Source organism: Rheinheimera sp. EpRS3, from assembly GCF_001513785.1.
In the GTDB taxonomy this organism is placed as follows: domain Bacteria; phylum Pseudomonadota; class Gammaproteobacteria; order Enterobacterales; family Alteromonadaceae; genus Alishewanella.
The window spans coordinates 448479-468883 of the sequence record NZ_LNQS01000009.1 but is presented as its reverse complement, the minus strand read 5'-3'; the positions used below and the strand labels follow the sequence as shown (position 1 = coordinate 468883).

Genomic DNA, 20405 nt, shown 5'->3' with positions numbered 1-20405 from the left:
GTTGTCGTCCAGAGTAACTGCTAATAACGCATAACATCTAAGCTGTTTATTACTTATCGCTATGATAAAGCCGTTCAGAGCCACACCAGTACCGCATAAAAAAGGATAACTTTTGAAAAATAGTCAGATATTGCAAAGCCCTAACGACAGTAGCAGCTATGAATACCTGCAACTAAGCAATGGCTTAACAGTATTACTGGTACATCAGGCTGACAGTGAAAAAAGTGCCGCCGCGCTTACGGTAAATGTTGGCCACTTTGATGATCCACTGCCGCGCGAAGGTTTGGCGCACTTTTTAGAGCATATGTTGTTTCTTGGCTCTGTACGCTACCCTGTAGCAGGTGACTACCAGCAGTTTATCAGCCATCACGGGGGCAGCCATAACGCCTGGACCGGCACCGAGCACAGCAGTTTTTTCTTTGATATTGATACCGCATTTTTTGCCGAAGGGCTGGACCGTTTCGCCGATATGTTTAGCCAGCCGTTGTTTAGCCAGGAATATGTCGAAAAAGAACGCCACGCTATTGAGGCCGAGTTTTCGCTAAAATTAAAAGACGATGGCCGGCGGATTTATCAGGTGCATAAAGAAACCATTAATCCGGCGCATCCGTTTGCTAAATTTTCTGTCGGTAACCTGAGTACCCTGGCCGACACTGCCGAGGGCAGCCTGCAACAGGCACTACTTGATTTTTTTACCGCACAATACAGTGCCAGCCGTATGACAATGGCCCTGGTCTCATCGCTAACCTTAGCAGAGCAAAAACAGTTAGTGTTGCAGTATTTCAATGCACTACCATCCCATTTACCGGCAAAAACCGCCCTGACAGTGCCACTGTATTTACCCGAGCATCAGGCAATACAGCTTAATATTCAGCCGCACCGTGACACACAAAAATTAGTGGTTAGTTTTGCCATGCCAGATATTCAGCACTGGTATAAACATAAAATCATCAGCTTTATTGCCCATTTACTGGGCGATGAAGGCCAGGGTTCATTACTCAGTTACCTTAAGCAGCTGGGCCTGGTAAACCAGCTAAGTGCAGGCGGTGGCATAGATGGCAGTAACTATAAAGACTTTACCATCGCCTTTGAGCTGACCGATGCAGGCCTTAACGGCCGTGACACTATTTTGCAGGCGCTGTTCAGTGCACTGGCAGAGCTAAAACGCCAGCCTTTACCTACCGGCTTATTTGCCGAGCGGCAAAAACTGCTGCATTGGAGTTATTTGTATCAGGAGCCTTCAACAGCGCAGCAAACGGCCAATCATTTATCAGTCAGTATGCAGCACTACCCGATGGAAGATGTCATCTTCGGTGATTACCGTATGGAACTGCCAGATACAGCGTTATACCAGCAGGTGTTAGGCTATTTTAGCAGTAACAATATGCGGCTAATGTTTATTGCACCGGGTGTTACCACCACTCATGAGGCGCGCTGGTATCAAACACCCTACAGTGTAGAGCCGCTAAGCGCAGAACTACTGCGTCAGTTGGATAACTGCCAGCCTGACAGCGCCATTAACCTGCCCACGGCCAACCCTTATTTAACCGGCGATATCAGCCTGCTTGAACAAAGTGCGCATATGGCACTGCCCAAAGCGATATACCAGCAGCAGGCACTTAGCGTCTGGTATAAAGCCGATACTGATTTTCACACCCCTAAAGGCCACATTTTTGTTCAGCTTAGCCTGCCGCACAGTACTAATAACTGTATGCAAATGGCCGCTACCCGGCTTTGGGTTGAGCTGTTCTTGGATAATATTAACCAGCAGTTTTACGCTGCCACCACCATAGGTCTGGTATATCATCTGCATGTGCAACGCCAGGGGATCAGCATTCACACCAGTGGCCTGGCCACCAACCAAATTCTGCTGTTACAAGAGTTGTTAAAACAAATGCCGGCGCAGCAATTTGACGAAATCCGCTTTGCCGAGCTAAAACGCCAGTTGGGCCGGCACTGGCGCAACAGCAGCAAAAACAAACCAGTTTCGCGCTTATTCAGCCAGTTATCGGCTATTTTACAGCCACTAAACCCTGAAATTGAACAACTGGCAGATGCATTAGATGCACTGAGCTTCAGCGACTTTTTGCAATTTGACCGCGATCTGCTGCAGCAGGTGCATATTGAAAGTTTATTGCTGGGTAACTGGTCGGCCAGCCAGGCGACTCAACTGACCGATGTGCTGCACAGCTGGCAAATGCAATTGCCCAGCACAGGCTTGCGGCTAAACAACCCGGCGTTTGCTTTACAAGGCCAGGGCCCGGTGTGGCTGCAACTGGATGTCGAGCATAATGACCATGCTCTGGTGATTTATTTACCGGCACAACAAGCTGCACCTGAACACATGGCGCTGTTTATGCTGGCAAATCATGTGTTATCACCTGAGTATTTTCATCAGCTACGTACAGAGCAACAATTGGGTTATCTGGTAGGTACCGGTTATGTGCCTATTAACACCCTACCCGGTATTGCTTTTTATGTGCAGTCTCCTAACACCCACTGCGAACAATTGTACGAAGCGACTATCATGTTTTTCCGCGCTTTTCTGGCCGACACTGAAACAATGTCAACAGAGGATTTTGCCGAAATAAAACAAGGCTTACTGGCCCAACTACATGAGCGGGACAATAGCCTGGGAGCAAGAGCAAAACGTTACTGGCTGGCGCTGGGCCAGCAAGACCATAGTTTTGCGTTAAACGATCAGATTGCCAGCGCATTAAGTGCGTTGAGCCTTAGCGACTTTATTGCGTTTTTACAGCAGCTGTTACTGCCCGATTATGATGCCATTTTTCTGGCGACGGATGGTAAGCCGACACACAGCCATTTGCAGTTCAGTACTGCCGCCGATCTGAAACAACGACTGGCGCAAAAACAAATTGCTTTTGACAGTGCCGGTAAAGTTATATAACGTAAGCGTTCATATTGCTGACTAGCCATCATAAGTGTTAGTAAAACTAAAAAAAATTATAAATATCAGCGCATTGCTCCTTAGCTTTTTGCCCTTTAACCTGCATGCAGCGGGCTGGACTAGCTTGCAACCCTATGTGCTCAGCATGGTTTTACTGTGCTCTTTTGGCGCCTTAATTCTGGCGCATGTCAGCATTTTAAAAATGCGCCGTTATCAGGCAAAACTTGAAAGCAGTGAAGAGCGGCTGCGGTTGTCACTTTGGGGCAGCGGCGATGAACTATGGGACTGGAATATCAGCAGTGGCGAGCTGTATCGCTCCAGCTCCTGGCTGCATCCGGTAGAGCTACAACCTAACACCAGCGATGTGCCGCCGAATAAGCAACAAATTCATCCACAGGATATTGACCGCGTTTGCCAGCAGTTACAGCTGCATCTGGAAGGTAAAACCAGCCACTTTGAAGCCACCTACCGGCTTAAAACTGCAGATCAGCACTGGACCTGGGTACTGGACCGCGGCAAAGCCGTAGAGTTTGCCAAAAACGGTAAACCCAGCCGCATGACGGGCACACTAAAAAACATTCACCAGTTAAAACAAACAGAAGAGCAACTGCAACTGTTTGCCCGCTGCCTGCAAACTATTTCCGATGCGGTGGTAATTTGCGATACCGATTTTAACATTATTGAGGTAAACCCGGCTTTTAGTAAAATTACCGGCAAATCCCGCGAATTAATGCTTAACCGCCGTTTTGAACTAACGATGTACCCCAGCCGGTTTATGCATGATATCCGCCACACACTGCACCTGCACGGCAGCTGGAGTGGTGAAATTCGTGAGCAGCGCCTTAACGCTGAAGTGTATCAGGCCGAGCTGACTTTCGATTTAATTAAAGATGACCTGGGTTTAGTCAGCCAGTATGTTGCGGTATTTTCTGACATTACCGAGCGAAAACTGCGAGAGGCCGAACTAAGCCGGCTGGCCAGTAGTGACACCCTGACCGGCCTGCCAAACCGGGCGGTATTTTTACAAAAGCTGGCGCAACTGGTAACTGAAAAAACCGAGCATGCACTGCTGGTATTCGATTTAGATAACTTTAAAAAAATTAACGACTCCCTCGGCCATGAACTTGGTGACAACCTGCTGTGTAAACTGGCTGATCGCTTAAGTAATTATCAACGCTATCAGAACTGTTTGTATCGATTGGGGGGCGATGAGTTTGCCTTGCTGCTTGATCACACTAACGACCTGCACTTTATCACTTCACTGGCAAAAGAGCTGCTGGCGCTGATAAACCAACCGATATTGGTTAATCAGCATGAACTGGCCATTACCAGTAGCATTGGCATAGTATTGTTCCCGGATGATGGTAGCGATCCGCAGGCACTGCTGCGTAATGCCGATACCGCCATGTACCACGCGAAAAGCCAGGGTGCCAACCGCTATCTGTTTTTTAATGACTCGATGAACAAACTGGCAGTAAAACGGCTACAGGTAGAAAACCTTATCCGCCATGGCCTGAAAGAAAATTACTTCACTGTTTATTATCAGCCGAAAATGGATATTGTCACCGGCCGGCTAACCGGTATGGAAGCGCTGGTGCGTTTTATTACCCCCAAGGGCGGCTTAATCAGCCCGGCCAGTTTTATTCCGGTAGCAGAAGAAACCGGCCAGATCATAGAAATTGGTGAAGTAGTTTTGCGCCAGGCCTGTAAGGATGTAAAACGCTGGATCGATCAGGATTTATTTCAGGGCCGGGTTGCAGTTAACTTATCCTCACGCCAGTTCAGCCTGCCATTTTTGTGTGAACAGATAGACGATATTTTGCAGGAAACCGAACTGCCCTCTTATCATCTGGAACTGGAAATTACCGAAGGCACGGTAATGCAGTCGCCGCCGCAGGCGATTGACACCATGAAAAAGCTACGCGCCCGTGGTATTCATCTGGCAATGGATGACTTTGGCACCGGCTATTCGTCACTGGCGTATTTAAAACAGTTTCCGCTAAACACGCTGAAAATAGACAAAGCTTTTGTAGACGACATGAACACCGCACGCGGCCGTAATATGGTAGATACTATAGTGACCATTGCGCATAACCTGAGCCTGACGGTAGTAGCTGAGGGCGTGGAACAAGCAGAACAGCTTGAGATGCTGCGCAAACTGCGCTGCGAAGTGATCCAGGGCTACTACTACAGTAAACCGCTGTCTGCAGATGACTTTGCTGACTTTTTACGCCAGCACAAAATACAGCACAACAAACCGGTTGCTGTACCCGCGCTTAGCTAAGCTCATGCTCAAACCGCAGCTACAAAAAAGCCCCGATAACGGGGCTTTAAGTTAGTCTGAGTCGGTCTCGACATAAGAAAAGTCGTCACTGCCATCGGCAATACGCTTTTTACCGAACACAGTATGAAACTTACGCTTTTCTGCCAGGCGCTGTTTGTATTTCAGCCAGGTTTTTTCAAACGCTGTGGTGGCAGGCTCTTCACCTTTACACACCAATATAAAGCGTTTTTCCTCATCATTCACTGGTGCGCGGTTACCCTGCTCCAGCTCCTGCATTGCCACCCCATGTTTCTCCAGCATGTTACCTTCTGCCAGAGTAAAGCGCCCGGACCGCGTAAATCCTCTTGGGAAATTACGGTCATCGAAAAAGCGACGGTTAGCGACAAAACTTTGCTGCATCACTTTTTTCCTCTAATCTCGTTGAATATCAAGCCAGCCTGTTTAAACTGTGCGGAGTATGGTTAACAAAATTCCCGTCGTAAAACAAATATTTTTTATCGACACCATAAAAAAACTAAAGGATTCGATTTGGATACCGAACTGCTTAAAACCTTTATAGAAGTTCAGCGTACAAGGCATTTTGGTAAAGCCGCCGAAAATCTCTACCTGACCCAGTCTGCCGTTAGCTTCCGCATCCGTCAGTTGGAACAGCAACTTGGCGTTAACCTGTTTAGCCGCTACCGTAATAATATTCAGCTTACCGCCGCCGGAGAGCGCTTATTACCGCATGCTGAGGCCATGCTGACAGCATTGCAACGAGCCCGGCAAGACGTTGCGGTAAGCGCTGAGCAGGCCTTGCAACTGTCTATCGCGGCTACCGCTAATGTGTGGGATGCGTTTTTATTGCAAGGCTTTATCAACATCCAAAGAGCGCTGCCGGGTTTATCCTGGCGGGCCGAATCGATGGGCAAAGATCAGATTGCCCGGCAAGTGCTGGAGCGCCATCTCGATCTGGCTATTTTGTTTGATGCGCCCAAAATAGACGAAATGCAAATAGATAAATTGGGGGATATAAAGCTATTACCCGTTACCACTTTTGCCAGCAACAACGCCGCAGAGGCCATGCAGCAGCAATATATTCTGGTTGATTGGGGTACTGCTTTTGATATCCAGCATGCGCGTTTCTTCCCTGATTTACCGCCACCGCAGTTACGTACCGGCAGTGCCCGTATTGCACTGGAGCTGATGCAGCAAAGCGGCGGTTCGGCCTATTTGCCCGATACCATGGTAAAAAACCTGCTGGCTGATGCCAGCTTACGCCTGATTAAAGATGCACCGGTAATGACGCGGGAACTGTTTGCTGTATCCTTGCCCAAAGCCGCACAACGCAGCCAGATCAGCGATATTATTACGCAATTGCGCACCATGCTACACAGCACCGCTAAATAACAACAGGAGATATTCAGGGCCTGAATAACACGGTATTGCGACCGTGCGCTTTATTAAGCTGCAGGCGCTTATGGCTGTTAAACAAACAGCAGCGGGCCGGTAAATAAAGCCGCCAGCGCCCATTTAAACGCCTTCATGCCGCTGCGAAGCGCTGCAATATAAATACCAATGGCGCTTAGCAACCATACGACCGGTAACACTAACACTTACACCCCCTCAAAATAGCAACAGGCCGGTTATTATACCGGCCTGTTGCTATTGCTGCTGTTAAGCTTTAGTTATAAAAACGCTGTTGCTGCTCGGCCATCGTTACCAATAACGGCGCTGGCGCAAAGCGGCTGCCAAACCGGCTTTCCAGATTACGCAGTTGTGCCACCAGATCCGCTGCACCTAATTGATCGATATAACGGAATGGCCCACCCAAAAACGGCGGAAAGCCAATACCGAAAATGGCGCCGATATCACCGTCCCGTGCGCTGGCGATAATGCCCTCATCCAGGCAACGCACAGCCTCGTTCAGCATTTGTACTACGCAGCGGTTGCTGATTTCATCGCTGTTAAGCCTCGGGGCTGGCGTAACACCCAGTACGCTATACACGCTTTCATCCACCAGCTTTTTACCTTTTTTGCCATTTTTGCCGTACAGGTAAAAGCCTTTTTCAGTTTTCTTACCTTTGCGGCCATCGGCCAGCAGCTTGTCAAAGGCGGCAGGTGCGGCAAAACGCTCGCCCAGCTCAGTGGTTAAAATAGGCGAAATTTTGGCGCCAACGTCAATACCCACTTCGTCCAGCAGGGTTACCGGACCAACCGGAAAACCAAATTTCACTAAGGCTTTATCTATTTTTTCTACCGGCTCACCTTCAAGCAGGATATTAGCCGCTTCGTTCATATACAGCGCCAGAATACGGTTGACGTAAAAACCTGCGCCATCTTTTACCACTATTGGTGTTTTGCCTTGTTTGCGGGCAAACGCCACTGTAGTGGCGATGGTTTGGGCCGATGTAGCCTCGTGTGCTATTACCTCTACCAGCGGCATTTTATCTACCGGTGAAAAATAGTGCAGGCCGATCACATTTTCTGGCCGGGCCGCTTTGGCCGCAATCTGACCTATTGGCAATGAGCTGGTATTGCTGGCAAAAATGGTGCTGTCAGCGCAATGCTGTTCAATATCGGCCACCATTTGCTGTTTTAAGGCTAAATCTTCAAATACTGCTTCTACCACGATATCAGCATCGTGAAAACCGCTGTAGTCTGTAGTACCGGTGATCAACAGCAGTTGCTTTTGCATTTCAGCTTTGCTGATAAAACGACGTTTGAATTTTTTCTCCAGCAACGAGTAACTGTATTTCAGCGCATTGCTGATCCCCTGCTCGTTAATGTCTTTAATACGCACCGGTATACCGGCTTTGGTGGCAGTAACATTGGCAATACCCCCGCCCATTAAGCCACCGCCCAGTACCGCGGCTTTACGCACTTTATTGGGCTTAGTGTCACCGGCGCCGCTTTCTTTTTTCATCTGAGTGGTAGCAAAAAACAAGCTACGCAGTGCGGCAGATTCTTTGGTCATGCAAAGCTCACCAAAAGCTTTGGCCTCAGCGGCTAACCCCGCCTGCATACCACTATCAACACCGGTTTTTATCACATCAAGGATTTTCAGCGGTGCCGGGTAATTACCCTGGGTTTTCTGCAGTGTTTGCTTGCGTGCCTGGCTAAATAAGATATTGCGGCCAAAAGGGGTACGCTCCAGTACTTTGCCAACCAGGTTTAATTTTGGCTGCTCGCGCTGTGGCTTACCTTTAAGCGCGCGCTTCACTGCGGCTTCTAACAGAATACTGTTTGCCACCACTTCGTCCACCAGCCCGGCTTTTTTTGCCTGTGCCGCACGCAGTTGCTTGCCGGTTAATATCATATCCAGTGCTTTTTGCAGGCCAACTAAGCGTGGCAGACGCTGAGTACCACCACTGCCGGGTAATAACCCCAGCTGCACTTCAGGCAGGCCCAGCACGGTTTTACTGTCATTGCTGGCAACTCTGGCATGGCACGCCATTGCCAGTTCTAAACCACCACCCAGGCAAGGACCGTGAATAGCCGCCACTAACGGGATAGATAATTGCTCAAGCTGATCAAACATTTGCTGGCCCATACGGCCAATAGCTTGCGCTTCTTCGGCAGTTTTACAGCCGTCGAGCATTGAAATATCCGCTCCGGCAATAAAGGAGTCAGGCTTGCCGCTGATAAACACCAGGCCTTTTAACTGGCTGTTGGCTTTAATGTCGGCCAACAGGCTGCTGATCTCATCAGCAAAAGCGGCTTTTAATACGTTCATCGACTCACCGGCGATATCCATCGTGATAACGCCAATCTGATCATCGCGAATTTGCAGGCTAAAACTCGTTGTTGTTGTCATTATTCTGTCTCCACTATCATCGCCGCGCCCAAGCCACCTGCTGCACAGGCAGTGGTTAAGCCAATACCGCCACCACGACGTTTTAATTCATTCAGAGTTTGCACGATTAAGCGGGTACCTGTTGCCGCAAACGGGTGGCCATACGCCAGTGAGCCGCCCTGAACATTAAATTTGGTCATATCAATGTCACCGATAGCAGTTGAACGCCCCAGCTTTTCTTCAGCAAATTTTTTGCTGGCAAACATTTTCACATTAGCCAGCGTTTGCGCCGCAAAAGCTTCATGCATTTCAATCAGGGTTAAGTCATTTAAAGACATGCCGGCGCGGTCCAGTGCAATCGGTGTGGCATAAGATGGCCCCATCAGCATATCGTCATACACATCTATCGCAGCAAAAGCATAACTGCGGATATAGCCCAGCGGCGTATAGCCCAGCGCTTTGGCGCGGCTTTCTGTCATCATTAATACCACAGAAGCACCGTCGGTCAGCGGCGTGCTGGTTGCTGCGGTCACGGTGCCATGCACCCGGTCAAATACCGGTTTTAATTTACTGTAGGATTCCAGCTTAGAATCCTGGCGGATATTGTTATCGATATCTAAAAAGCGCGAATACGGCTCAACATGTGCAGTCATTACTTCATCTTTCATCACGCCGCTTTGCCAGGCCTGGGTAGCTAAACTGTGCGAGCGGTGCGCCAGCGCGTCCTGATCGGCCCGGCTGATATTGTGAGTTTTTGCCATTTGCTCGGCGGTATCGCCCATCGATAAACCGGTGCTGTACTCGGCCACCGCCGGCGGCACCGGTAATAAATCTTTTAAACCCAAACGGCGGAAAATAGCCAGTTTCTGGCCGAAAGTACGCGCTTTATTTAAATCTACCAGCGCCCGGGCCAGCTTTTTGCTAACCCCAATCGGCAGTACTGAGCTGGAATCTGCCCCGCCCGCCAAACCAATTTGGGTAATACCGGCCATCATCGATTCAGCCACACTGACCACAGACTGGAAACTGGTAGCACAGGCCCGGGTAACACTAAACGCATCGGTATGCACATTCATGCCGGTACCCAGTACAATTTCGCGGGCAATATTCGGCGCTTCGGGCATTTGTACTACCTGACCATACACCACCTGCTCAATTAATTTTACATCCAGCTCGCTTCTGATCAGCAGCTCGTTTACCACCAGTTTGCCCAAATCCAGTGCCGAAACACCATGAAATTCAGTAGCCTGTTTGGCAAAAGGTGTACGCAGGCCACTAACAATGGCGATCCGGTCGCCCTGGCGGGTGGTAAGTTTAATTGGCGAGCTCATAGTGTTCCTCTTGTTATCAATATTACAGGTCTGACCTGTATTGTTACGATCGATTGTAACGACAGTCGTTGAAAATTAAAACACTTGTTTTAATGCAAACGGAACCATATTTAGGTTATAACGTCTTAGCCTAGCCCGTTTTTTCGGCCAATGGCGATAAAACAACCAATAAATCCAATTAATTAAGACAGATAACATTATGGTGAATGCGTTTTCCGGTTTAAAAGCCTATCTGGACAGCCAGGTACTGGGTCAATCTGAACTTACTGAAGGTATTTTGCTGGCATTGCTGGCAAATGGTCATTTACTGGTAGAAGGCCCGCCGGGTCTGGCCAAAACCCGCGCCGTAAATGCACTGGCGCATGGTGTTGAAGGCCAGTTTCACCGCATTCAGTTTACGCCGGATTTATTACCGGCCGATTTAACCGGCACCGACATTTACCGTCCGGAGACCGGCCAGTTTGAATTTCAAAGCGGCCCGCTGTTTCATCATATTATTCTGGCTGACGAAATAAACCGCGCCCCGGCCAAAGTCCAGTCTGCATTGCTTGAAGCCATGGCGGAAAAGCAGGTTACCGTTGGCCGCAAAACTTACCCGCTGCCAGAGCTGTTTCTGGTTATGGCGACACAAAACCCACTGGAGCAGGAAGGCACCTACCCCCTGCCTGAAGCCCAGCTAGACCGCTTTTTACTGCATTTAAAAGTCGATTACCCGGATGCGGCTACTGAACTGGCGATACTGCAATTAACCCGCGGCGAAGCGCTGTCTGGTGAGCAAGCTGCGGTGTCTCCCATCAGCCAGGCCGATATCTTTGCTGCACGTAAAGCCATTTTGCAACTGCATATGGCCGACAGCCTGGAACATTATATTGTGCAACTGATTATGGCCACCCGTAACGCCAAAGCATACAGCGATAAACTGGCCAGTTGGATTGGCTATGGCGCCAGCCCGCGTGCCACTATTGCCGTAGAGCGCTGTGCCCGGGCCAAAGCCTGGCTGGCGGGCCGTGACTTTGTTACGCCGGATGATATTCAGGCAGTATTTCATAACGCCCTGCGCCACCGTTTAATTCTGACCTATGCCGCAGAAGCTGAAGGCATCACTACTGATGATGTACTGAGCGAAATTCTGCGTCTGGTGCCGTCTGCCTGATATGAGCGTTCAGTTGTCTGCCCAGCAATGGCTGGCACAAAACGGCACTAATGGCACGGCGCCTGGCCTGACAGAGCTGCTTTGGTATCAGCGTTATACCAAAGTGCTTAATTTAACCCCCGGTATGGCGATCCAAAGCAAACTGGCAGGCACTTATCTGGCCAAAAGCAAAGGCCGTGGCATGGAGTTTGATGAAGTACGGCATTACCAGAGCGGTGATGATGTGCGCACCATTGACTGGCGTGTTACTGCCCGCACCGGCAAAGTACATACTAAGCTGTTTCGCGAAGAAAAAGAGCGGCCGGTATTTATTCTGACCGATCTTGGCAACAGCATGCGCTTTGGCTCCAGTTTACTGTTTAAGTCGGTACAGGCTGCCCACTTAGCCGCGCTGATTGCCTGGCACGTTAAACAACGTGGCGACAAACTCGGCGGCCTGGTATTTAGCCAGCAGCAACACTTTGAACTTAAACCGCAAAGCCGCAGCCATGGTGTGCTGCGCTATTTTCATGCGTTAACAGAAGTGCATCAAACCAGCAGCGGTAACCGTGGCCTGAGTTTAAACGAAGCACTCAGCCAGTTACGCCGTTTGGTGCGTCCCGGCAGTCTGGTTTATCTGTTGTCTGACTTTAACGATTTTAACGACGATGGCCTGCGCCATATTCGCGCCATTCGCCAGCACAACGAAGTAACCTGCTGCCCTATCAGCGATCCGCTGGATTTAATGCTACCGGTAAACAGCCATGGCATTGCCGCGGTAAGTGACGGCACTGACACCGGCTATATTGAACTTGGCAGTAGCACACTAAAACAACGCTATGCCAGCCAGCAGCAAAATGCCCGGCAGCTATTGCAGCAGCATATCAGCCAGCTTGGCTGTAAATGGTTGCCGGTTAGCGCTGCCGAGCCGGTACTAAGCCAATTAGAGAGAAAGTGGTATGGCTGATACACATTCGCCGTTAGACCAGCTGGCCGATATCAGTGAACCCGCGTTGCAAACGGGTTTTGCGCTGGCACCTGTATGGTGGTTACTGCTGATACTAGTGTTTTGTGCTGTGGCGTATTTATTACTGCGGCTGTATAAACGCTGGCGTTATTTCGCCGCCAGACGCCAGGCTTTACAGCTACTGGAGCAGATATCGACTGAACCCGATGCCGCGGCACAAATTAATCAACTGCTAAAACGGGTGCTACAGCATTATCAGCCGTCACACCCGGCACTAACGCTGCCCCCACAACAATGGCAAAGCTGGCTGGCACAGCAGCACAGTAAGCCCTTACCTGATCTGACCCGTCTGCTGTATCAGGCAGGCAGCGACAGCAGTGCTAATGAGCAATTTTACCAATTTGCCAAAGTCTGGCTCAGCAACTATCGCGGTAAAGCACAACCCACCGCAACCAACAGCACGGAGGCTGCCAATGCTTGATTTTGGTTACCCCTGGCTGGCTTTACTGGCGCTGGCGCCTATATTACTGCGGCTAAAACGCCGTGCGGCCTCTGAAGCCGCTTTAACACTGCCTGCTCTGGCTAAACTGGCGTCATCTGATAAACAGGTTGATCGCAGCTGGTTCAGTTTAAGCTCTGTACTGGCGATGCTGATTTGGCTGTTACTGGTATTATGCGCTACCCAACCGCGTTGGCTGGGTGAGCCGGTGTCTTTGCCGCAGCAAGGCCGCGATTTAATGCTGGCACTGGATTTATCCGGTTCAATGGAAATTGCTGATATGCAGCATCAGGGCCAGAGCATTAACCGGCTCGATGCGGTAAAACTGGTAGTCAGCGACTTTATTAAACGCCGCCAGGGCGATAGGATTGGTTTAATTTTATTTGCCGATGCCGCTTATCAGCAAACACCGCTGACGTTTGATTTAATCACCGTGCAAAAAATGCTGGATGACAGCGTGTTACGCCTGGTAGGTACCCGCACTGCCATTGGCGAAGCCATAGGTTTAGCGGTAAAGCGGCTAAATACTTATGAAAGCTCAAACAAAGTACTTATTTTACTCAGCGACGGTGCCAATACTGCCGGTAATATTCAGCCGCTTGAAGCTCTGCAGCTGGCTAAAGCCGCCGGGGTAAAAATTCATACCGTCGGAGTCGGTGCAGAGCAAATGATGCAACAAAGCGTCTTTGGCCGGCGCATGGTTAACCCATCACAAGATTTAGACGAAGCCTTATTAACCCGGCTGGCCAGCGAAACCGGCGGCCGTTACTTCCGGGCCCGCGATTTAAATGAGCTAAACCAGATTTACCAACTGATAGATCAGCTTGAACCCATTGAGCGCGACAGCGTAACCTACCGGCCACAACGCAGTTTGCTGCACTGGCCGCTGGCGCTAGCGCTGTTGCTGTCATTTGTGCTGGCCGCACGCAACATATACTGGCGTGGAGTATTTAAACATGCTGGCTGATTTTCATTTTTTACGCCCCTTATGGTTACTGGCTGCGCTGCCCGTGCTGCTATTTGGTGTATTGCTGTATTACTACCGCCGCGAGCAAAGCCCCTGGCACAGCCTTATTGCGCCGCATTTACAGCAGGTGTTACTCGGCGGCCAGCTACTGATAAAGAAACAACCACTGGCATTACCCCTGCTGATGCTGTGCTGGCTTATCACGACACTGGCACTGGCAGGGCCCAGCTGGCAAAAACTGCCGCAACCGGCATTTGCGCTGAAAAAAGCTACCGTACTGGTACTGGATATGTCGTTGTCGATGCGCGCTACTGATATGGCGCCCGATCGGCTGACACAGCAGCGCTTTGCCGCACTGGATTTTACTGAGCAGTTAAAAGAAGGCGAACTGGCTCTGCTTAGCTTTGCCGGCGATGCGTTTGTTATTTCGCCACTAACGCCGGATCATAATAATATCCGCTTACTGATCCCCGATTTAAAACCCGAAATTATGCCGGCACAAGGCTCTAATTTACTGGCTGCACTGCAACAGGCAGATAAACTGCTGCGTCAGGCCGGTTATGTCAGAGGCGATGTGGTGGTTTTTACAGATGGTTTTGACAACAATAGCTTACGTGATATACAGGATTTCCTGAATAACTGGCCACACCGGCTATCGGTGTTAGGTTTTGGTACTGAAGCCGGTGCTCCGGTTAAACTGGAAAGCGGTGAGCTGCTAAAAAGTGCTACTGGTGCAGTAGTGGTGCCCAAGCTGCCACAACCCCAGCTAGCCGCACTGGCCAAGCGCAGCGGCGGTGTTTACGTGCAGGCTACTGCCTCGGCTAGTGCGCTGGATGATCTGGTTAACTTACCAGCGCTTTCAGCACTGGATCAGGCAGATTCAGGCAAGCAAATTCAGGGTGACCAATGGCAGGACAATGCCATTTATCTGATCTGGTTATTATTACCGCTGCTACTGCTGCAACGTAAATACAGCAGCCTGCTTAGCCTGGGTGTATTAATGCTGTTGCCTTACCAGGCCGATGCCGTGGAGTGGCGCGACTTATGGCAGACCAAACAACAACAGGCGAAACAAGATTATGCCAGTGGTGATTTTGCCGCGGCACAGCAAAAGTTTAACGATCCTTTATGGCAAGGTAATGCCGCTTATCGCAGTGGCGACTATATGGCAGCAGAGCAGGCGTTTCGCCAGGCGGCAGAGCAAAGCCCCGGTACAGATGCCTTGCATAATCTGGGTAACAGCCTGGCACAGCAACAACGCTATGAAGAGGCGCTGGCAGCTTATCAGCAGGCTTTACAGCAAAATAAAGACTTTGCCCCAGCCAAAAAAAACGCCGATTTAATGCAGCAATTGCTGCAACAGCAGGAACAGGAAAAACAGCAGCAAGAACAACAACAAAACCAGCAGCAGGACGGCGATAAACAACAACAGCAAGACGCTGATGGCGAACCACAAAGTGACGACAATGCCGACAGTGAGGCGGATAACGAAGCCGACGCCGACAGCGAATCGCAACAACAAAACGAGCAACAGCAACAAAATGCTGAGCCAGAGCAGCAGGAACCCGCTGAGCAACAGCAAATGCCGGCAGAAGAAAATGACCAACAAGATGAAGCTGAGCAGCAACAGCAGCAAGCGGTGCATGAAGCCTGGCCTAATGCCACACCGGAAGAGCAACAGCAACTGGATAATCTGCTGCGTAAAGTACAGGACGACCCTGCCCTGCTGCTACGCAACAAAATGTATTTAGAATATTTAAAACGCCAACAACAGCGTTTGCCCAAGGGAGTTGATGAACAATGGTAAAAGGTGTGCTGCTGGCAGCCGTGCTGCTGCTGAGTTTACCGTTACAGGCACTGACACAGCTCAGCGCCAGCGTTGATAAAAACCCGGCCTTGCGCGGTGAAGCCGTTACACTCGAAGTTACGGCTAATGCCAGAGTTGCAGCCGATGCCATTAATTTCAGAGTACTGGAATCAGATTTTACTGTAATGGTGCCGTCGGTCAGCACCAGCACTCAGATCATCAACGGCCAGTCGAGCCAGAGTACTATCTGGAGAATTGTGCTGCTACCAAAAAAAGCCGGCAGCTACACCATACCAGCATTCACCTTACAGAGCCTCAGCACAAAACCTATCAGCTTAGAGGTGCTTAACGAAACAGCACAAAATAACAACAGCAGCAATACCGAACTATTCCTGCAAGGTAGTATGGAACAGCAGCAATTATATGTGCAGCAATTAAGTTATTATCAGGTAAAGATTTATTTTAATGGCGACTTACAGCGCGGTTCTTTATCAGAGCCGCAAATGGACGGCGCCAGTATTATGCAGGTTGGTCAGGATGCCGAAGGTACTGAGCTGGTTAACGGCATTCGTTACCGCACTATTACCCGCCGTTACGCTATTACACCGCAGCGCAGTGGCAATTTCACCATTACGCCGCCAACCTTCAGCGGTGAAATGATTGACCGCGACAGCGCCCGCTATAACTATTTTGCCCGCACTAAAACGGTAGTGCAGCAGGCCGAACCGGTAGACGTAGTGGTGAATGCTATTCCGGCTGATTTCCCGGGAAACTGGCTGGTAGCCGGCCTGGTAACTTTAACGGAAGAGTGGAGCCCGGACATTACCGAGTTAAAACAAGGCGAGCCGGTAACACGCATTATTACCTTATCTGCGGTAGACGTAGCAGAAAACCAATTACCTGATTTAAAACAAGGTTTTCCTGATGGCCTGCGGCTATATCAGGAGCAACCACAAGCTAAAAGTGCCGAACGCAATGGCCGCCTGGTGGCGCAGAAAATTTTTACCACCGCCGTAATTGCCAATGTTGAAGGTGAACTGGAGCTGCCTGAAGTGTCTTTAGCCTGGTGGAACAGCCAGACCAATAAACTTGAACATGCCCGCCTGCCTGCCCGCACACTGAGTGTTGCGCCCATCGCAGGCGCCGCAGAGCAAACCACAACTATATCGCCTGCGCTGAATGTTGCCCCGCCTTTAGCAACACCAACCAGCAGCAGCGAAACGTCGCCATGGCAATGGAACTATATAAGCAGTTTATTGCTGGCTGTCTGGCTGTTAACCCTGCTTGGCAGCTATGTATTATGGCGGTTAAAAGCCCCCATTAGGCCTGCCACGCAAACACAAAACCGGGTAAGCTTTAACAGCACTGAACTTAAACGCGCCTGCAAACAAGGTGATGCAACAGCAGCAAAAGCGGAGCTGTTACGTTTTGCCCATCAACAACTGGATCAACGCTGCCAGTCGTTAACTGAGATGAGCGCTCATATTCACTCGGCTGAACTTAAAAACCAGCTTATAAAACTAAATGCTGCTTTATATGGCAATGATGCTGCCACGTGGCAAGGTGAGCCGCTGTGGCAGGCATGGCAGCAATATGATGCCGGCAGAAAAAACAGCAGTGTTTCAGCGGGCTTGCAACCGCTATATCCACAATAGCGTTTTTGGCTTGCCACGCTTTACCTGCCCTCCTGGCATGCTTACCGTTTAACGCTGGTAAGCATGCCCGCAACTTGTTAGCATAAATACGTTAACTCAGCCTGATCCCGTATCAGGTATTTTTTTGTACTGTATTTTGGTTAACCATATTTTTTGGTTGGCCACTGAGCTTTGGTTAGCCACAGGCTAACCAAAGCTCAGTGCAGCTTAATAAGGAGAAACTGTTTTGGAAACAGGCACTATTATTTCATTGGGAATATATTTTATCGCCATGCTGGCGATAGGGTTATACGGTTACAAAACGTCCAGCGATGATGTTTCAGGCTATATGCTCGGTGGCCGCAAACTGGGCCCTGGTGTTACTGCTTTGTCGGCGGGTGCATCAGATATGAGCGGATGGATGCTGCTTGGCGTACCCGGCGCCATGTACTTGTCGGGTGTCAGTAGTGTTTGGATCGCCGTAGGTTTACTTATTGGCGCCTATCTTAACTACCTTATCGTTGCACCAAGGCTAAGGGTATACACCGAAGTAGCAAACGACTCGATTACCATTCCGGATTATTTTGAAAACCGCTTTGCTGACAAAACCCGCTTACTGCGTATTGTATCCTCTGTCGTTATCGTTATTTTCTTTACCCTTTATACTTCATCAGGTGTAGTTGGTGGAGGTAAACTATTTGAAAGCTCGTTCGGTTTAAGCTACGAGCTGGGCCTTTACGTAACAGCCGGTGTGGTGGTGGCTTACACCTTATTTGGTGGCTTTCTGGCGGTGAGCATTACCGACTTTGTCCAGGGCTGTATTATGTTTATTGCGTTGATCCTGGTGCCCGTGGTTGCCATAGATCATCTGGGCGGCTTAAGCTCGGTTTTTTCGCAGGTTACAGCGCTTAACGCAGATTATATCGACCCTTTTACTAACGCCGAAACAGCTCAAGCCTTATCAGCTCTGGGTATTATCTCTTTATTGTCCTGGGGTTTTGGTTACTTTGGCCAGCCACACATTATTGTACGTTTTATGGCAATACGCTCGGTAAAAGATATTAAAGCTGCACGTCGTATTGGTATGAGCTGGATGCTGGTGACTATAATTGGTGCAGTAATGACAGGCTTGGTGGGCATAGCTTATGTTGCCAACACCAAAATGACATTAAGCGATCCTGAAACTATTTTTATCGTGTTTTCTGAGTTTTTGTTTCACCCGTTAATTTCCGGCTTTTTGCTGGCCGCAATTCTGGCCGCGATTATGAGCACAATTTCATCACAATTGCTGGTAACGTCCAGTTCACTGACAGAAGATTTTTACAAAACCTTTGTTAAACGTGATGCCAGCCAGCATGAACTGGTTATGGTTGGACGTTTATCTGTGCTGGCAGTAGCGCTGGTTGCCATTGTGCTGGCGTATGACAGAGACAGCTCTATTCTACAGCTGGTAAGCAATGCCTGGGCTGGTTTTGGTTCAGCCTTTGGCCCTCTGGTAGTGCTAAGCTTGTACTGGAAACGTATGACTTTTGCCGGCGCATTAAGTGGTATTGTTAGCGGTGCTGCAACTGTCTTATTCTGGATTTTCGTACCTGTATTTGAAAACGGCGATACGCTAAGCAGTGTGGTATATGAAATTGTTCCTGGCGTTATTGTCAGCACTGTAACTATTATTCTGGTCAGTAAACTAACAAAACAGCCTTCCGCTGAAGTAAAACAGCTATTTGAGCAGATGCTGGTTAAACTGAAACAGGCTTAATAACACTTACCTTTAAAGATCAGCCGGGGAGCAACAAAAAGTTGTATCCCCTGCTGACAATTTTTTGCTAAATTACAAATTCAGCGTTTCCTTATGAGACCATACGTCTATGTATTTTTATGCGGCCCGCCAACCTATTCTCAATCGTAATAAAGAACTATACGCCTACGAGTTATTATTTCGCGATGGCCTTGAAAATGCATTTCCAGACATAGACGGCGACGAAGCAACGTCACGCATGGTTGAAGGCAGCCAGTTTAGTTTCGGGCTGGACGATTTTCTCGGTGATAAACCCGGCTTTATCAATTTCACCCTGGATACTCTGCAAAAAAAATATCCCAGTATGCTGCCCAAAGAACAGGTTGTAGTAGAAATACTGGAAACCATACAACCGGGTAAACGCTTGCTGGCTGAATGCCAGGATTTAAAAGAAAAAGGCTATGTGCTGGCTTTAGATGACTATATTCATCAGCCGGTTTGGCGGCACTTTTACCCTTTTATCGACATAATAAAAATCGATTTTCGTTCTACCTCAACCGATACTATTACTGATATTAAGCAAGCCATTGCTGATTTTCCGCATATTAAGTTGCTGGCCGAAAAAGTAGAAACTAATGAAGAGTTTCAGGTCGCCCTTGATCTTGGTTTTAGTTATTTCCAGGGATACTTTTTCTCCAAGCCCGAAATGATGCAAAGTAAAGCCTTGTCACCGGCGCAAATGACGCTGGCAGAATTGCTGTATGAAACATCTAAATCAGATCTGGATCTCGGTAAAATTACTCAGGTATTTCAGCGTGATGTGCACCTGTCATACAAGTTGCTGCGCTACAGCAACTCCACTATTTTTAAACGTCGCTCAGAAATTGAAACCATAAAACAAGCTTTGGTTGTGCTGGGCCAGGCTGAACTTAAGAAATTTCTGTCGTTATTATTTACCTCACAAATAAGCAGTGATAAACCGGCAGAGCTAATGCGTTTATCAATGACCCGAGCCCGCTTTGCCGAAGGTATTGCTGAACTGCACGGCAAAGTAGATACCGCCAAAGCTTTTCTTACCGGCATGATGTCGCTGATGGATGCAATTCTGGACGAACCTATAGACAGTGTCATGAGCAAACTGCCTTTAGCTAAGGAAATTAAAGATGCGCTGGTCATAAAGCAAGGTGTGTTGTCGGAGTACATAACCTTGATACAGTTTTATGAACAAGGCCAGTGGCAAGAAGCTAATCAGGCAATCAATATGCTGCAATTACAGTCAGATAAAGTGCCTGATGCTTATCATACGGCAGTACAGTGGGCCAATGAGCAAATGAAAGCCCTTGGCGACTAACCCAAGGGCTGC

General features: G+C 49.0%; 15 protein-coding genes. 11 read left to right on the top strand and 4 right to left on the bottom strand.

The annotated features are described in order from the left end of the window. The first annotated feature begins 112 nt into the window (after window positions 1-112). Window positions 113-2908 carry an insulinase family protein gene (locus AR688_RS14575; protein ID WP_068235386.1) on the top strand — a complete coding sequence of 932 codons (2796 nt, stop codon included), beginning with the start codon at window positions 113-115 and terminating at the stop codon, window positions 2906-2908. 145 nt (window positions 2909-3053) lie between these two features. Beyond that, window positions 3054-5192, top strand: a complete 2139-nt coding sequence (locus AR688_RS14570; protein WP_231732083.1) for a putative bifunctional diguanylate cyclase/phosphodiesterase — start codon at window positions 3054-3056, stop codon at window positions 5190-5192. Between the two features lie 51 nt (window positions 5193-5243). Here AR688_RS14570 and maoP read toward each other — a convergent pair whose 3' ends face one another. After that, complete coding sequence (maoP, locus tag AR688_RS14565; RefSeq protein ID WP_068235379.1) at window positions 5244-5591, bottom strand: DUF413 domain-containing protein; 348 nt, start codon at window positions 5589-5591, stop codon at window positions 5244-5246. Between the two features lie 129 nt (window positions 5592-5720). Between maoP and hdfR the strand changes: the two genes are divergently transcribed. Beyond that, window positions 5721-6581, top strand: coding sequence for an HTH-type transcriptional regulator HdfR (gene hdfR / locus AR688_RS14560; RefSeq protein ID WP_068235377.1), 861 nt, complete (start codon window positions 5721-5723; stop codon window positions 6579-6581). A 77-nt stretch (window positions 6582-6658) separates the two neighbouring features. On the opposite strand, the gene AR688_RS20675 is transcribed toward hdfR, so the two are convergent. From AR688_RS20675 to fadI, 3 genes are all read right to left on the bottom strand, one after another. Beyond that, on the bottom strand, window positions 6659-6787 hold the full coding sequence (locus AR688_RS20675; protein WP_269433708.1) for a hypothetical protein: 129 nt from the start codon (window positions 6785-6787) through the stop codon (window positions 6659-6661). 68 nt (window positions 6788-6855) lie between these two features. Continuing rightward, complete coding sequence (fadJ, locus tag AR688_RS14550; protein ID WP_068235368.1) at window positions 6856-8988, bottom strand: fatty acid oxidation complex subunit alpha FadJ; 2133 nt, start codon at window positions 8986-8988, stop codon at window positions 6856-6858. Next, window positions 8988-10298: an acetyl-CoA C-acyltransferase FadI gene (fadI, locus tag AR688_RS14545; RefSeq protein WP_068235366.1), complete on the bottom strand. Its 1311-nt coding sequence runs from the start codon at window positions 10296-10298 to the stop codon at window positions 8988-8990. Before fadI ends, fadJ begins: the two co-directional genes overlap by 1 nt. 199 nt (window positions 10299-10497) lie before the next feature. Between fadI and AR688_RS14540 the strand changes: the two genes are divergently transcribed. From AR688_RS14540 to AR688_RS14505, 8 genes are all read left to right on the top strand, one after another. Continuing rightward, entirely contained in the window at window positions 10498-11451 is a 954-nt protein-coding gene (locus tag AR688_RS14540) for an AAA family ATPase (protein WP_068235364.1), read from the top strand. A 1-nt stretch (window position 11452) separates the two neighbouring features. After that, window positions 11453-12397, top strand: coding sequence for a DUF58 domain-containing protein (locus tag AR688_RS14535; RefSeq protein ID WP_068235362.1), 945 nt, complete (start codon window positions 11453-11455; stop codon window positions 12395-12397). Next, window positions 12390-12878: a DUF4381 domain-containing protein gene (locus AR688_RS14530; protein WP_068235359.1), complete on the top strand. Its 489-nt coding sequence runs from the start codon at window positions 12390-12392 to the stop codon at window positions 12876-12878. The genes AR688_RS14535 and AR688_RS14530 overlap by 8 nt, the downstream gene beginning before the upstream one ends. Continuing rightward, a complete protein-coding gene (locus AR688_RS14525; RefSeq protein ID WP_068235358.1) occupies window positions 12871-13863 on the top strand; it encodes a vWA domain-containing protein in 993 nt (330 codons plus the stop codon). Before AR688_RS14530 ends, AR688_RS14525 begins: the two co-directional genes overlap by 8 nt. Next, entirely contained in the window at window positions 13853-15670 is a 1818-nt protein-coding gene (locus tag AR688_RS14520; RefSeq protein ID WP_068235353.1) for a VWA domain-containing protein, read from the top strand. Before AR688_RS14525 ends, AR688_RS14520 begins: the two co-directional genes overlap by 11 nt. Next, window positions 15664-17325 (top strand): BatD family protein, encoded by a 1662-nt coding sequence (locus AR688_RS14515; RefSeq protein ID WP_068235347.1) that lies wholly within the window; start codon window positions 15664-15666, stop codon window positions 17323-17325. The genes AR688_RS14520 and AR688_RS14515 overlap by 7 nt, the downstream gene beginning before the upstream one ends. A 271-nt stretch (window positions 17326-17596) precedes the next feature. Further along, window positions 17597-19063, top strand: a complete 1467-nt coding sequence (gene putP, locus AR688_RS14510) for a sodium/proline symporter PutP (protein ID WP_231732101.1) — start codon at window positions 17597-17599, stop codon at window positions 19061-19063. A 109-nt stretch (window positions 19064-19172) separates the two neighbouring features. Then, window positions 19173-20393 (top strand): EAL and HDOD domain-containing protein, encoded by a 1221-nt coding sequence (locus AR688_RS14505; RefSeq protein WP_068235341.1) that lies wholly within the window; start codon window positions 19173-19175, stop codon window positions 20391-20393. Window positions 20394-20405 lie beyond the last annotated feature (12 nt).

Coding starts and splice junctions, on each gene's coding strand:
- AR688_RS14525 (WP_068235358.1), top strand. CDS start 12,871: ATGCTTGATTTTGGTTACCCCTGGCTGGCTTTACTGGCGCTGGCGCCT.
- AR688_RS14505 (WP_068235341.1), top strand. CDS start 19,173: ATGTATTTTTATGCGGCCCGCCAACCTATTCTCAATCGTAATAAAGAA.
- maoP (WP_068235379.1), bottom strand. CDS start 5,591: ATGCAGCAAAGTTTTGTCGCTAACCGTCGCTTTTTCGATGACCGTAAT.
- AR688_RS14540 (WP_068235364.1), top strand. CDS start 10,498: ATGGTGAATGCGTTTTCCGGTTTAAAAGCCTATCTGGACAGCCAGGTA.
- fadJ (WP_068235368.1), bottom strand. CDS start 8,988: ATGACAACAACAACGAGTTTTAGCCTGCAAATTCGCGATGATCAGATT.
- fadI (WP_068235366.1), bottom strand. CDS start 10,298: ATGAGCTCGCCAATTAAACTTACCACCCGCCAGGGCGACCGGATCGCC.
- AR688_RS14520 (WP_068235353.1), top strand. CDS start 13,853: ATGCTGGCTGATTTTCATTTTTTACGCCCCTTATGGTTACTGGCTGCG.
- AR688_RS14530 (WP_068235359.1), top strand. CDS start 12,390: ATGGCTGATACACATTCGCCGTTAGACCAGCTGGCCGATATCAGTGAA.
- AR688_RS14515 (WP_068235347.1), top strand. CDS start 15,664: ATGGTAAAAGGTGTGCTGCTGGCAGCCGTGCTGCTGCTGAGTTTACCG.
- putP (WP_231732101.1), top strand. CDS start 17,597: ATGCTGGCGATAGGGTTATACGGTTACAAAACGTCCAGCGATGATGTT.
- AR688_RS14570 (WP_231732083.1), top strand. CDS start 3,054: ATGGTTTTACTGTGCTCTTTTGGCGCCTTAATTCTGGCGCATGTCAGC.
- AR688_RS14535 (WP_068235362.1), top strand. CDS start 11,453: ATGAGCGTTCAGTTGTCTGCCCAGCAATGGCTGGCACAAAACGGCACT.